General features: G+C 59.4%; 13 protein-coding genes and 1 pseudogene. 7 read left to right on the forward strand and 7 right to left on the reverse strand.

Going from position 1 to position 13,436, the window contains the following annotated elements; genetic code table 11:
* Positions 1-135: pseudogene (locus A37O_RS16590) on the reverse strand (IS256 family transposase); the annotation flags it as partial.
* A gap of 126 nt (positions 136-261) precedes the next feature.
* Here A37O_RS16590 and A37O_RS16300 point away from each other — a divergent pair.
* The 3 genes from A37O_RS16300 to A37O_RS0113120 all read left to right on the forward strand — a co-directional run bounded on the left by A37O_RS16300 (position 262) and on the right by A37O_RS0113120 (position 3,133).
* Positions 262-678, forward strand: a complete 417-nt coding sequence (locus A37O_RS16300; protein WP_342661965.1) for a PfkB family carbohydrate kinase — start codon at positions 262-264, stop codon at positions 676-678.
* A 26-nt stretch (positions 679-704) separates the two neighbouring features.
* Positions 705-2,789: a PTS fructose transporter subunit IIABC gene (locus tag A37O_RS0113115; protein ID WP_018297964.1), complete on the forward strand. Its 2,085-nt coding sequence runs from the start codon at positions 705-707 to the stop codon at positions 2,787-2,789.
* Positions 2,790-2,866: 77 nt separating this feature from the next.
* Positions 2,867-3,133, forward strand: a complete 267-nt coding sequence (locus A37O_RS0113120) for an HPr family phosphocarrier protein (RefSeq protein ID WP_018297965.1) — start codon at positions 2,867-2,869, stop codon at positions 3,131-3,133.
* Between the two features lie 74 nt (positions 3,134-3,207).
* On the opposite strand, the gene A37O_RS0113125 is transcribed toward A37O_RS0113120, so the two are convergent.
* Both A37O_RS0113125 and hflX read right to left on the reverse strand, forming a co-directional pair.
* Complete coding sequence (locus tag A37O_RS0113125) at positions 3,208-4,500, reverse strand: uracil-xanthine permease family protein (protein ID WP_018297966.1); 1,293 nt, start codon at positions 4,498-4,500, stop codon at positions 3,208-3,210.
* 8 nt (positions 4,501-4,508) lie between these two features.
* The gene (gene hflX, locus A37O_RS0113130; RefSeq protein ID WP_018297967.1) at positions 4,509-6,065 is read right to left on the reverse strand and encodes a GTPase HflX; all 1,557 of its coding nucleotides are present in this window, start codon (positions 6,063-6,065) and stop codon (positions 4,509-4,511) included.
* Positions 6,066-6,215: 150 nt separating this feature from the next.
* Here hflX and A37O_RS0113135 point away from each other — a divergent pair, with 150 nt between their 5' ends.
* On the forward strand, positions 6,216-6,953 hold the full coding sequence (locus A37O_RS0113135; protein WP_018297968.1) for a hypothetical protein: 738 nt from the start codon (positions 6,216-6,218) through the stop codon (positions 6,951-6,953).
* A 23-nt stretch (positions 6,954-6,976) separates the two neighbouring features.
* Complete coding sequence (locus A37O_RS0113140; RefSeq protein WP_018297969.1) at positions 6,977-7,495, forward strand: hypothetical protein; 519 nt, start codon at positions 6,977-6,979, stop codon at positions 7,493-7,495.
* Here the strand turns inward: A37O_RS0113140 and dapF are convergent.
* Genes dapF through A37O_RS0113155 form a run of 3 tightly spaced genes read right to left on the reverse strand, consistent with a single transcriptional unit; the run spans position 7,492 to position 9,784 of the window.
* Positions 7,492-8,292 carry a diaminopimelate epimerase gene (gene dapF, locus A37O_RS0113145; RefSeq protein ID WP_018297970.1) on the reverse strand — a complete coding sequence of 267 codons (801 nt, stop codon included), beginning with the start codon at positions 8,290-8,292 and terminating at the stop codon, positions 7,492-7,494. The two genes, A37O_RS0113140 and dapF, sit on opposite strands and share 4 nt — an antisense overlap.
* Entirely contained in the window at positions 8,289-9,191 is a 903-nt protein-coding gene (gene miaA, locus A37O_RS0113150; RefSeq protein ID WP_018297971.1) for a tRNA (adenosine(37)-N6)-dimethylallyltransferase MiaA, read from the reverse strand. Before miaA ends, dapF begins: the two co-directional genes overlap by 4 nt.
* The gene (locus tag A37O_RS0113155) at positions 9,188-9,784 is read right to left on the reverse strand and encodes a hypothetical protein (protein WP_245533849.1); all 597 of its coding nucleotides are present in this window, start codon (positions 9,782-9,784) and stop codon (positions 9,188-9,190) included. Before A37O_RS0113155 ends, miaA begins: the two co-directional genes overlap by 4 nt.
* A 166-nt stretch (positions 9,785-9,950) precedes the next feature.
* Here A37O_RS0113155 and A37O_RS0113160 point away from each other — a divergent pair, with 166 nt between their 5' ends.
* Together A37O_RS0113160 and A37O_RS0113165 are read left to right on the forward strand one after the other, a co-directional pair.
* Entirely contained in the window at positions 9,951-11,321 is a 1,371-nt protein-coding gene (locus tag A37O_RS0113160) for a DUF349 domain-containing protein (protein WP_051078000.1), read from the forward strand.
* Between the two features lie 2 nt (positions 11,322-11,323).
* Positions 11,324-12,427, forward strand: a complete 1,104-nt coding sequence (locus A37O_RS0113165; RefSeq protein WP_018297974.1) for a GNAT family N-acetyltransferase — start codon at positions 11,324-11,326, stop codon at positions 12,425-12,427.
* Here A37O_RS0113165 and A37O_RS0113170 read toward each other — a convergent pair.
* On the reverse strand, positions 12,424-13,269 hold the full coding sequence (locus tag A37O_RS0113170) for a hypothetical protein (protein WP_156802610.1): 846 nt from the start codon (positions 13,267-13,269) through the stop codon (positions 12,424-12,426). The two genes, A37O_RS0113165 and A37O_RS0113170, sit on opposite strands and share 4 nt — an antisense overlap.
* Positions 13,270-13,436: the final 167 nt, after the last annotated feature.

Genomic DNA, 13,436 nt, shown 5'->3' on the forward strand with positions numbered 1-13,436 from the left:
GACCTGGTCGGCTTGGGCGGACAGCAGGAGGTTGATGGTGTCCTGGAGCATCTGGCGCATCAGATCGGGTGAGGCTTGGGCCAGCAGGTCGTCGAGGTATCCGGTGGGGTCGATATGATTGGGCGCGGAGGCCATCGTTGGTGTCCTTTCGAGGATGTGTAGGAGCTGAGTCGAAAGGTACCGCGGTGGTCTCCTTGCTGGTCGGCAGGGGGGGTTCACCAGGCGGTAGCTGTACACCACACTATTGGACGCAACCCGATTATTAAGCCCAACGGTTTAGAACTCGGCCAACTTACCGGACACGACGGGATACGCCTGGAAAAAGCAGCCGAACAAGGAGACTTCTCCCCTGCGCTCAACGCTGCCGAACCACTGCTTCAGCAAGGCGTGCAAGAAATAGTGCTCACCCTCGGTGGAGCCGGAGCCCTGTTGATAACTTCTGAAGGCGCATGGAAGGCTACACCGCCCCCTACTACCGTTTCTTCCACCGTCGGAGCCGGAGATTGTTCACTGGCGGGGTATCTCATTGCCCGACAGCAAGGGTTGTCTCCCGCAGAGTGCCTGCGCAGCGCAGTTGCCTATGGATCAGCCGCAGCAGCACTTCCCGGCACCCAGATTCCTGTTCCCAGCGAGGTCAATTTCACCGAAACCCTCGTTTCCCCGATTCCCGCTCAATAAAAACGCCCACAAAAGGATTGATGGCAATGAATGCACCATTAATTACCACTGACTTGGTCAACCTGGACGTCGACTTTGGCTCCACGCCGGAAAGCGTCATTACTTTACTCGCCGAAACGGTTGCAACGGCTGGTCGCGCCGTCGACGCCGGAATCTTAGCCTCCGATGCGCTCGCACGAGAATCCCAAGCTCCGACAGGTGTCAACGGTCGCGTCGCAATTCCCCACTGTCGATCTGAGGCAGTCAGCGAACCTACCCTCGCATTTGCCAGGTTAAACCGCGCGGTCGACTTCGGTGGACCCGACGGGGATGCCGAGCTGGTATTTCTTATCGCTGCCCCAGCTGGCGGCGGTAAGGAACACATGAAGATCCTGTCCAAACTCGCGCGGGCCCTGGTCCGAGGCACCTTTTTGGAGCAGCTCCGCAACGCGACAACAGAACAAGAGATCGTCGACGCGGTTCTTGAAGTGACATCGGCGGAGAAAAAGCCCAAAGAAGCAGCAGCGGCTACTGCAGCAACAGGTGCCGCAGCGGCCACGGCGTCGTCGACAAGCGAAAAAGCGAAAACCACCATCGTCGCTGTCACTGCCTGCCCCACCGGCATCGCGCATACGTATATGGCCGCTGATTCGCTGCAACAGGCGGCGGACGCGCGTGACGATGTGGAATTGTACGTGGAAACGCAGGGCTCTTCGGGTGGCGAACAGCTTGATCCGACCATCATTAATCGAGCCGACGCGGTGATCTTCGCCGTCGATGTCGCTGTGCGCGATAAATCACGCTTTGCGGGCAAGCCAGTCTTGCAGACCCCCGTCAAGCGTGGCATCAACGAGCCCAATGAAATGCTTGACGAGGCCATCGCCGCGGCGCACAACCCATCGGCGCCACGGGTAGCGGCAAGTGCCTCTGAGGGCAGCGAGACTGCCACGCAGGGCGAAAGCTGGCCGAAGCGGATTCAGCAGGCTGTGATGACTGGTGTGTCCTACATGGTGCCGTTCGTGGCGGCCGGCGGCTTGCTTCTCGCACTCGGCTTCTTGGTCGGCGGCTACGACGTGGCCAATGGCTGGCAAGCGATTTCTACCGGATATTCCGTGGGTAGTCTGCCCGGCCACGAGGTCATGGTCGATGGCACGATGGTCACCTTTGAACGCTCGGGTCTTGCCCTGTATCTCGGCGCGGTCCTCTTTGCCATTGGCCAGGCGGCCATGGGATTCGTGGTGGCTGCGCTCTCCGGTTATACCGCCTACTCGCTCGCGGGCAGACCTGGTATCGCACCTGGCTTCGTCGGCGGCGCAATTTCCGTGGCTCTCGGTGCGGGCTTCATCGGCGGTCTGATTACCGGTATTCTCGCAGGTCTTGTGGCCTACTGGATCGGTAGTTGGAAGGTCCCATCCTGGCTGCGATCTCTCATGCCAGTGGTGATCATCCCGCTGCTGACCTCTCTGATTGTTGGCCTGGTCATGTACCTCTTCCTTGGTCGCCCACTCGAGGCACTGATGACGGGACTGACCGATTGGCTCAGCTCCATGTCTGGTTCGTCGGCGGTGCTGCTGGGTATCATCATCGGCCTGATGATGTGTTTCGACCTGGGTGGCCCCGTGAACAAGGCGGCCTACCTCTTCGGTACCGCTGGCCTGTCGGCTGGCACCGAGGCCAGCTTCCAGATCATGGCCGCGGTTATGCTTAGTGGCATGGTCCCACCGATCGCCTTGTCGGTGGCAACCTGGCTGCGCAAGAACCTGTTTACGCCAGCGGAGCAGGAGAACGGCAAGTCCGCGTGGCTGCTCGGTCTGTCCTTTGTCTCCGAGGGTGCCATCCCGTTCGCTGCAGCTGACCCGTTCCGTGTGATTCCTTCGATGATGCTCGGCGGCGCCGTCACGGGTGCCGTGTCCATGGCACTCGGTGTCGGATCGCGCGCTCCTCATGGCGGTATCTTCGTCATCTTCGCCATCAGCCCGTGGTGGGGTGCCATCATCGCCTTGCTCGCAGGCATCGTCGTTTCTGCGGTGGCCGTCATCGTCATGAAGCAAGTTTGGCCGAACAAGGCTGTCGAGCAAGCCGCCGAGGAGGCAGCTCATCAAGAACACGATGCGGTAACGGCTGCCGCTTAAGTTGCCACCGACCGCCTTTAAATCACCTAGAATCGACCTAGGATCGAGAATAAATACCCTACGAAAGGAATCTCACTATGGCCTCCAAGACTGTGAAGGTTGGCTCCTCTGTTGGATTGCACGCCCGTCCTGCTACCGTCATCGCCGAGGAAGCAGCCAAGTACGACGATGAAATTTTGATCACCCTCGCTTCCGATGAGGACGAGGAGGCCGATGCTGCATCGTCTTTGATGATCATGGCGCTTGGCGCCGAGCAGGGCGATGAGGTTATCGTCTCCTCCGATAACGCGGAGGCCGTAAACACGATTGCTGCACTGATCGAGTCGGACCTCGACGCAGAGTAAGATTTCGCTTCACGACGAATCCCCCGCCGAGCACCCTTTCGGGCCGCTTAGCGGGGGATTTCTGTGTGCATAAGTTAGTTATAGAACTTTGCGCCCTGCTGGCCTTCTCCGAACGTGGTGTAGGCCCACTTCATGATCGGGTAGAGCACGATGATGCCCACTGATCCCAGTGCGATGCCCTCGAGGGGAACGCCGCCGATGGTGATGGAGAGGTTACCAATACCCACGACCATGGCCACGGCCGCCGCGGTGAGGTTGACGGGATTATTGAAGTTGACGTTATTGTCCTGCCAGATGCGCACACCCAGCATGCCGATTAGGCCGTAGAGCACCAAACACGCTCCGCCGAGGACGCCGGAGGGAATGGTGAAAATCAGGGCACCAAACTTCGGGATGAACGCAAGCATGATCGCGAAAATCGCCGCGACCCAATATGCCGCCGTGGAATAGACGCGGGTTGCCGCCATTACTCCGATGTTCTCGGCGTAGGTCGTGGTACCCGAACCACCGAAGCTGCCCGCCAACGTGGTGGCAATACCGTCGCCGATCAGGGCGTCGCCGGCAAGATCATCGAGGTCAGTCTTCGTCATTTCCGAGACCGCCTTGACGTGGCCGACGTTCTCGGCGATCAGCACCACCACGACAGGAATAGTGACCAGGATTGCCGGGATGGCCAACGACGGTGTGAAGTCCGGGATATGGAATGTGGGTAGACCGATCCAGGCAGCGTCCGCGATGGTTTGAGCTGCGTCGTCAGCAATATTGCCCGTCAGTGCGGCGAACACCCAGCCCACGACCACGCCGATGAGGATGGACAGGCGCGTCGCCATTCCGCGGGTAGCCACGGTAAAGAAAATGATGGTAGCCAAGGTCACCACGGCTACCAGCGGCTGCGTTTCGACATTGGCCACAGCGGTCGGCGCCAGGTTGAATCCGATCAAGGCGACGATCGCTCCAGTCACCGCCGGCGGCATGACCGCATCGATGACCTTCTTGCCCAGCGCCTTCACGATGAAGCCGACGATGATCAGCAGAACACCGGTGGCGAAGACACCAGCGATCTGCGCCCCCACTCCGTATTGTGCCGACGCCGTCAAAGGCGCGATGAAGGCAAACGACGAACCCAGATACGAAGGCAGCCGGTTCCGGGTCAGCAACAAGAAAATGATCGTGCCCACACCCGAGAACAGCAGCGTGGTGTTGACGGGGAAACCCGTCAACGTTGGTACCAAAAGTGTGGCACCGAACATTGCAACAACGTGTTGCATGCCGATGCCAATCGTGCGGGGCCAACTCAGCCGCTCGTTGGGAGCGACCACGGCCCCTGGAAGTACTTTCTTGCCGTCGCCGTGGAGGTCCCAGCTCATTTTATTAGTCACGAATCATAATTATCATCCAGATCCTGTTCCACAACAAACTCTACGAGCTGTTCAGCGAGCACCTGAGGCAGTCGAACGTCGATAAGCGTGCCCTCTGCTTGATGCTCTTCACTGCGGACGGTGCCTTCTTCGTGCACGCGCGAGACAATATCGCCTCTGGTGTACGGCACCAATAAGGAGACGTGGCGATCAAGCGTGTTGAGGAATTGTTCGATGCGCGCTTCGAGCTCATCGATCCCCTCGCCGGTCAGCGCCGAGACGTAAACAACGTTGTGTGTGTCCGCGAGCGCATGGCGCACCTCCGCCAGCGTCAGAGGATCTGCTGCATCCACCTTGTTGACCACGATGATCTCCGGTGGTGCCTCTTCGCCAGTGTCCCGGACAATATCGGAAATCACCGTGTTCACCGCCTCGATCTGCTTCAGCGGGAACGCATCGGAACCGTCGACGACGTGGAGCATCAGATCCGCACCGAGGACTTCCTCCAGCGTCGACTTGAACGCTTCGATCAGCTGCGTCGGCAGGTGACGCACGAAACCGACGGTATCGGTGATCACGATCGAGCGACCATCAGCGATCTGCGCCTTACGGGTTGCAGGGTCCAGGGTGGCAAAGAGCGCGTCCTCGACGAGAACGCCGGCGTCGGTCATCGCATTAATTAACGACGATTTACCGGCGTTGGTGTAGCCCGCAATAGCAATCTTGGGCAGCGTCGATTGCTGACGCTTCGCGCGCTTAATGTCGCGGGACGTCTTCATCGAGGCGAGTTCCTTGCGGATCTTCGCCATTTCAGTGCGCAGTCGGCGACGATCCGACTCAATGCGTGTTTCACCGGGACCACGCAGGCCCACGCCACCATTCGAACCAGCTCGACCACCGGCCTGACGCGACAGGTTGCCACCCCAACCACGAGTTCGCGTGTAGAGATACTGCATCTGCGCCAGCGAAACCTGTGCTTTACCCTCTTTAGACTTTGCGTGCTGCGCGAAGATATCCAGAATCAGCATGGTGCGGTCAATGACCTTGGTCTTGAGTGCTTCCTCGAGCGCGACCAGCTGACCTGGGGAAAGTTCACCGTCGACCACGACGGTATCCGCGCACGTGGCCTCAACAATACTGCGCAGATCCTTCACCTTACCGGAGCCAATATAGGTACCCGGATCGGGTTTGTCGCGCTTTTGGTACAGCAGTTCCACAACTTCGGCGCCGGCCGTTTCAGCCAGTGCTGCTAGCTCATCCATGTTGGCTTCTACCTCGGCGGTAGTGCCTTCTGTCCACACACCCACCAAAATGACCTGCTCGAGGCGCAGTTTACGATACTCAACTTCGTAAATGTCCTGCGCGTCCTGGGAGCGCACGGACTCCGAGCGCTCGACTCGGCGAAAAGCATTACGGGCTTCCAGATCGAGTTCGCCGACTGTTGGGCTCATCAGACCGCCAAGATCTACACCCGGGTCCTCTGCCTTATCTGGTTGTGGTGCGTTGTGACGAAACGCGTGCTCCAACAATTCATCATGAGTGGAGCGGTCACGATTTGTAGACGATTGAGTCATTCAGTCCTTTATGTTTTGAAATACAACCACGGTCTTTCACCATGGGGTTCTATCTATTTTAACCGACAACTGATTGATTCTGTTCCCAGATACTATCCGGATACTATTCTGTTATTTTTACTTTCCACGTCGCCGGGTAAGATGCAAATCATGAGTAGCGACCTGTTAAGCATCGGCCTGAAGTATGACAAGTGGCAGGACGCGGTGGAAGCCGCAATTGCCACCAATAACCTCGCAGTCACTGGCGAGGTGCGGGGCGGTCAGCTTGTTCAATTCACCGATGGCTCCGGCGCCCAGATCAACATCCTCGCCGTTGAGCCTTTTGCCACCTACGCGGGATTTGAGTCCAGTACCCGCACCAACGCGCACGTCACCATGCTCAACGACGTTGTTGCCTTCTGCGATATCTTAGATCCTTTTGGCAATGTGATCACCAGCGTTACCGTCAACCTCGCACAGGGCCCATTGCTCGCTGACGAGGACACCCAAGAATGGCAAGAGCTGGGTGTTACGGCCCTGGCCATTGAGCCAAAGTTCTACGCCGACGCCGACGAGTACTTGGCTGAGACCGGAGACGTGCTGGGCATGATCATCTCTGAGGGCGCGCAGGCAGTGGCCGCAGGTAACGGCAGCATCGTGCCTGACGCATCCGCTTCATTCTCCGCCCGTGTACTCGAAGCTGAGTACCGCAATAACCAGCTCACCGGCCAGCGTTTTATCCACGCCTCCGTTGACGGCGCCTTCCCCTTCGATGTGTGCCTCCCAGACGGTCAGCTCCCTCAGCGCGATTCCGTGATTGCCGGTACTGCCCTGCTGACCGGTGCACTCGTCCAGGCCGCTGGTGGCTGTGGTGGGTGTGGCGACAGCTGTGGCTGTGGCGGACACTAAACCCGCACGCGTTTCTTAGAATCATGTCTACTCGCGGCGACATTGTGAAAGTGCTGGCGTTCACGCTGGCCATCATGGTCGCCGTGCTTTTTATTGCCCGGTTCGGGGTCGCCGGCATCGCTATCGCAGTAGTGATCGGCATCGGGGCCATCTATATAGCCCGTCGCAGCGCTGGGTCATCCGATCCCGAAATCACCGGGCTGCGTGCGTCTTTGGCCATTACTCGCGACGATATCAACGACGTCATCGACGAGTATGACACCTTTCTCCATGGTTCCTCCACAGAGGCAATCGCCGACAGAACGCTACATTATCCAGCCCTCGCCGAGGATAATTCGGAAGAACCCGCAATTGTGGACTTCAAACTCCGGGTCAGCGCGGCTCGGCGCTTCAGCTCGCGGATCGATGCGCATCTCGCCGATCCGACGCTGAGCAAGGAAGCCCTTGAACGCCTGCTTGCAGTCAGCGACGAGCGCGTGGCCGAGCTCGCGCTCTCATGGGCAGATGCTCGTCGTGCAGCGAAGCGACTCGGCCCGAGCTAAAAAGAAGCACGCCCGCGCGCAACAATGCGCGAAGGACCGGTCATGATGGCGTTGTCGTCGTGAAGCGCGACGTGCACGGCGCCACCAGGGACATTGACGACGACTTCTCCGTCCTCAATGCCAGCGTCAGCCAATGCCGCGCGTGCGGACGCAACGGTGCCTGTGCCGCATGACCTGGTCTCCCCGACCCCGCGTTCCCAGACCCGCATGTGTACTGCGCCATCGGTGAGTTCGGTGAGGATCTCCACGTTGACAGCTTCGGGGAAGAATTCGGAGTCGAACACTGGTTGCTCGAAATCCATCTCTGCCAGCGACTCCTTGGTGAGACCGGGGATGACGGCGGCAAGATGTGGGTTGCCCACATCGACGCCGATGCCGGCGAAATCTCGGCCCGCCATTTGTGCGGTGGACACACCCGTGACCTCGACAGAGCCCATGTCCACCTGAACCTCGGCATGCTCCGCATCGGCCGAGAGCACCTTAATATGTTTGAGGCCAGCCCTGGTGGCAACGTCAAACTCGGAGGACTTCTCCAGGCCTTCGGCGACAAGAACGTGGGAAAACACCCGGATGCCGTTACCGCACATCTCGGCAATGGAACCATCCGCATTGCGGTAGTCCATGAACCAATGCCCATCCTGCGTGGTCACGCGCAAAAGACCATCGCCGCCGATGCCGGCGCGGCGGTCGCACAACAATGCGACCTGCTCCTGGCTAAGATCCAGTGCGTTGTCGGTATCGATGAGCACGACAAAGTCGTTTTCGGTGCCGTGGCCTTTGAGGAAGTCGATTTTCACCTCACCGAGTGTAGCGCCAACTCGATCAAGTGTGAATCGTCCGCGGGCAACCAGGTAATGCGCTTGTCGCGGTTGAACCACGACCGCTGCCTGCGCACGTACCTTCGCGTGCCGACGATCGTGCGCTCCACCGCATCCTCTTGACTCATCTCGCCAGCCAAAAGGTCCAGGACCTGGGAATACCCAATTGCTCGACCCGCAGTGGAGTCCTTGACCAATCCCTGCTCGAGAAGAGCCTGGACTTCTGCGATAAAGCCTTGCTCGAACATCAGCTGGGTACGCAGTTCAATGCGAGGGTTGAGCCACTCGGCGGTGGTGCGCAGCCCGAGGATCTTTGTTCCCCACCGCGGAGGTGCGTCCTTCGGGGGCTGCGAGGCCTGGAAGGGTTTGCCGGTCAGCTGGATGACTTCGAGGGCACGCACCGTGCGGCGCGGGTCCTTGTCCTCGATGATGGCCGCGGCGGCCGGATCGATGGCAGCGAGCTCAGCGTGCAGATTGTCGATGCCGATGTCTTCCAGCCTGGCCTCGTAGGTCGCCCGGACTTTCTTATCGGTGGGCGGGAATTCCCAGGCGTCAATCAACGATTGGACATACAGCATGGAACCACCCACCAAGATCGGAGTCTTGCCCCGAGCCTGGATCGCTTCCACGGTTGCCACTGCACGCTGCTGATATTCGGCGACCGAAGCGGTTTGAGTCACCGGCCAAATGTCCAGAAGGTGGTGCGGGATGCCCTCGCGCTCCTCTAAAGAAAGCTTCGCGGTACCGATGTCCATGCCCTGATAGAGCTGCATCGAGTCAACATTGACTACTTCCCCATCCAGCTCTTTCGCAAGAGCTATGCCGAGCGCGGATTTACCGGAGGCCGTGGGGCCAACCACTGCAATTGGGGTCGTCATGACAGCTCCCCCTGTAATTCCCATGCCGCGACGTAGCGCCCGACACCAAGTGAATCGTCTGCAAACAGGAGCTCGGCTTTGGTGGGTTGGAGGCGTGCCAGCTCCAGCCACAGCTGAGGTTCCACGACCCCGGCACTTTCTAGCTCTGCATGTGTTATCTGGACGTTCGCGCCGACGAGGAGCTGTTGGAACTTCTCGTGCGTTTGTGGTGCCTCGGGAATGAGCGAAAGCGGCGCTCGCGCAGTCAGGCCCGCCGGACCGTCCACAACCACTACAGTCAAGGCCTTTGGGTTGATTTCTCCGATGGAATCACGGAAGGAGGCGATCTCATCGACGAGATAGCGGGCTACTAATTCCGCCAAGTCGGTCCCTGCGCCCACGTTCACGTCAGCGCCCCACGCTTTAAAAGAGCCTTCCAGCGAGGTTTTCCACCTCGGATCGGAGCTGCCAATGACTTCGCGCGGGCGATCGTCGAGAAGCGATGCAACATGCTCGCGCACCTGCGCCGCGGCGCTGTCGGCGGGCGCGAGTTCCGTGACTACCGCTGGGCTGCCCGGAATCACGATCAACGAAGGAATAAATCCAATACTCACGCCCCCAGCCTAACCAGACATTGCTGGGGCCTGGGAATTGCTCCTTCCATTCATGCCTCAAGGGCGGTATATGGAGACAGCGCACCGACCATGGCTGTATATTTGTGAGACACACTCGTTGGCAGCCGTGTCGCGCGGCAAAGAATTGCAGAATAGGACGACCACCATGACTACCCCTTCGACCCCAACCCCGAAGCCTGGAGCATCAACTCCTGCACCTACTCCTGGGGCAATGCCGAGTCGCGCACCGAAGCCCGGTCCTCGCCCAGGGGCAGCCACGAACAATCGCCCCACCCCCGCTCCCGTTCCTGCTCCGGCCAAGAGCGACCCGAAGAAATTTGGTCGCATCGCCGAAGACGGCACCGTCTTTGTCACCCAGGGTGGCACCGAGCGCGAAATCGGCTCGTGGCAAGCAGGCACTCCTGAGGAGGGTCTCGCTCATTTCGGGCAGCGCTACGACGATCTGGCCACCGAGGTTGAACTGCTTGAGACTCGCCTCATCGCCCATCCTGAGGACGCCGCCACGATCCGCGAGACTGCCGAACAGCTGCGCGCGACGCTCGATTCCGCTGCCGTGATTGGTGATCTCGACTTGTTGGATCGTCGCCTTGGGGAGATCGCTACCCAGTCCGATGCCGCTGGCGAAAAGGCCAAGGAGCAAAAGGCCGAGCGACGCGCCGCTGCGATTGCGCAGAAGGAAAAGCTGGCCGCTGAGGCTGAGGATCTGGCGGAAAACTCCACCGATTGGAAGGGCACCGGCGACCGGATCCGCGCGATCTTGGATGAGTGGAAGACCATCCGCGGCATCGACCGCAAGACTGATGATCAATTGTGGAAGCGCTACTCGCGTGCCCGCGATGCCTTCAACCGCCGTCGCGGCTCCCACTTCGCCGAGCTTGACCGCACCCGCGCCACGGCGAAGAAGAAGAAGGAAGAACTGGTTGAACGCGCTGTAGCGCTGCAGAATTCCACTGACTGGAATGAGACCGCCCGGGCTTACCGCGACCTGATGACGGAGTGGAAGGCCGCCGGCCGCGCTCCCCGCGGTGACGACGACAAGCTGTGGGCTCAGTTCCGCGCCGCCCAGGACCACTTCTTTGATTCCCGCACCGCCGTCAACGACGAGCGCGACCGCGAATTCGAGGAGAACGCACAGGCCAAGGACGCACTGCTCGAGCAATACGACGCACAGATCGATCCCGCCACTGGTCTCGAGCAGGCCAAGAATAAGCTGCGCGAGCTGCAGGACAAGTGGGAAGAAATCGGTTTCGTCCCGCGCAACAAGGTTCGCGAGTACGAGGACAAGATCAGCGCCGTGGAAAAGCGCGTCTCGGATGCCGAGGATTCCCGCTGGCGTCGCACGGATCCTGAGGCGCAGGCGCGCATTGATCAGTTCCAGTCCCGTGCCGACGACCTGGCCGCACAGGCAGATAAGGCCGAGCAGGCGGGCAAATCTGCCGAGGCAACCAAGCTTCGCGAGCAGGCTGCCCAGTGGCAAGAGTTCGCTGATGTCGCTGCGAAGGCTGTCAACGACTAGTAATGTTTCACACTGTCGTATTCGCCCGCCCCACAGCAGGGGCGGGCGCTGCCGTCTCTTCTGCCCAGATCGCCGAGCCTTCAGAAGCATTGGGCCAGTACGCGTTCTCGTCGACGCTAGCGATCCAGGACATCACCAGCGATGTCACCTCCGGCACCTCCGCGTCTCGCCTCGCAGTGCGCCTAGCCGGATCCGCGGAGTCGGACGCTTATCTCTTTGCGCTGTGCACCTCACCGCCGGGCCCGCGCGATATCGGAGCCTTCGGCTATCCTGCAGTTCCCTCAACAGGTACCTCCGGCGATCCCCTCGAGGTGGCCGCCTGGGTAATGATTTCGCTGCCGCTTCTTGAGGACACGCGCGTCATCGAAGCGCACGTCACCATCGACGCCTCAATCGCACCGCTGCCAGGCGAACCGCTCGACGGCGATGTCACGCAGGCATGGGAGGGCGCACTTTCGCTTATCGACGAGCTGTCCCTCCGCCTCGAGCGCCCCATTCGCCAGCTCTGGATCACCCACGGTGCCAGCGATCTCCGAGGACCTGAACTGCTGGAGGCCAACGGGTACCGCGCGGCGTTCACGGAGATTCAAGCCAAAGTGTCTTTGGAACCAGCGACCCTGTCCCCTTCCGTGCACATCGCCTACGACATGCGGTTTCCTGCCGAGCACTCCGCGTCCATGGCCTCGATCTATACCGATTCTTCGGCGAGGCTTCCCCGCGGCGAGCTCATCATGGACACCATCGCGTGGTCTGAGCAGCGCATCCTCGATGCCTCGGGCAGGTTGCTCGCCAAAGGCGGCGAGCAAATCACGGCCTATATCCTGCGCGAGGGCACGGTTGTAGCTTTCAGCGAGGTGATGCGCTTTTCTGGCGCCGAGGACACCGTTATCGAATTGGGTGCAACCTTCGTTCTCGAAGCCTTCCGTAATCAGGGACTTGGCAAGGCTGTCATGTTTTCTGCCCTAGCCGAGGCACGTTCGCGCTGGCCGAAGGCTCGCACCGGATATACCTCCTACCCGGACACGGTGAAATCGATCGCGCACCTGAATCAGGAACTCGGAGAGGACATCATCTCGGCCACTACTGCTTGGCAGCGCGTGGACTAGGTCCCGACCTTGATGTGTCTCGCCGGAGGTTGGTGTGGCACTGGGTAGCGTTCAAGTGCTTGGCGCAGTCTGTTCACAAACGAACTCGCATCCGGATTTTCTGGGTCGAGTTCTGCCCAATGTGCGCGCACAATGGGAAAGCCCGCAGTGAGCAGGTGATGCTCCCTCATTCTTTCCTTAGCCAGTACATCCTGAACGGTCTCTCCAAACTTCTCCTGGTACTTCACTAACCCATCGAATTCACAGATTAGGAAGCCGTTGATCAGCGCATCGACTCTATAGTTGCTCAAGCGGCCCTGGGGATCCTCAAAAGTGATGTTGGCTTGGAATTCGAGTGATTTCACTTCCGGCAGGTCTGCGGCTTCAAGTGTCAACCTGGCACGGGTATCCAGTGCGCTATCCATATCGTCTCGGGAGGCATCAATGGCTTGTCGAAATTTCTTAATCCCCTTGCACCGAGCAATACTTTCGGCCCGCTGATGCAGCTCAGGTGTGGTCAGTGAGGGCCACTTCTTGCGCGCCGCATCGATGGCGGTCGCACCGGCGATCTCCCCGTAATAGCGGTGAGTATCGAACAGCGCACGAATCAGAGAGACTACCCGGACGCCTTCTTTGGTCCTGATGTGTTCGCTTGGTAAGTATCCTGACCGGAACCGCGAGTTCTTCGGCCACAAATGCCGCATAGAAGGATTGACTTGTCCGGGAAGGACCAGGTCAACTACTTCCACACGATCCAATGGCTTGATTCCATGAATCAATACAGCCGCTGGCCCGGTGACCGCCGAAGTTCGGGTCTTTGCTGCAGTATTTCTAATAAATGTGAGTTCATCAGGTTGTTCCATACCCTTTTAGACTGCGCAAAGGAGTAAAAGGATCCCTCCATTCTCATGTGCTCGATATTAGGGGGCTGCCAAACTCGAGCAATCGAAATCTGGATTAAATCATCGCAGGTCACATGCTCGATAAACGGACGAAAAAGCCGGATGCTCGATAATCAATATCGAGCATC

The organism is Corynebacterium lubricantis DSM 45231, from assembly GCF_000379425.1.
Taxonomy (GTDB): domain Bacteria; phylum Actinomycetota; class Actinomycetes; order Mycobacteriales; family Mycobacteriaceae; genus Corynebacterium; species Corynebacterium lubricantis.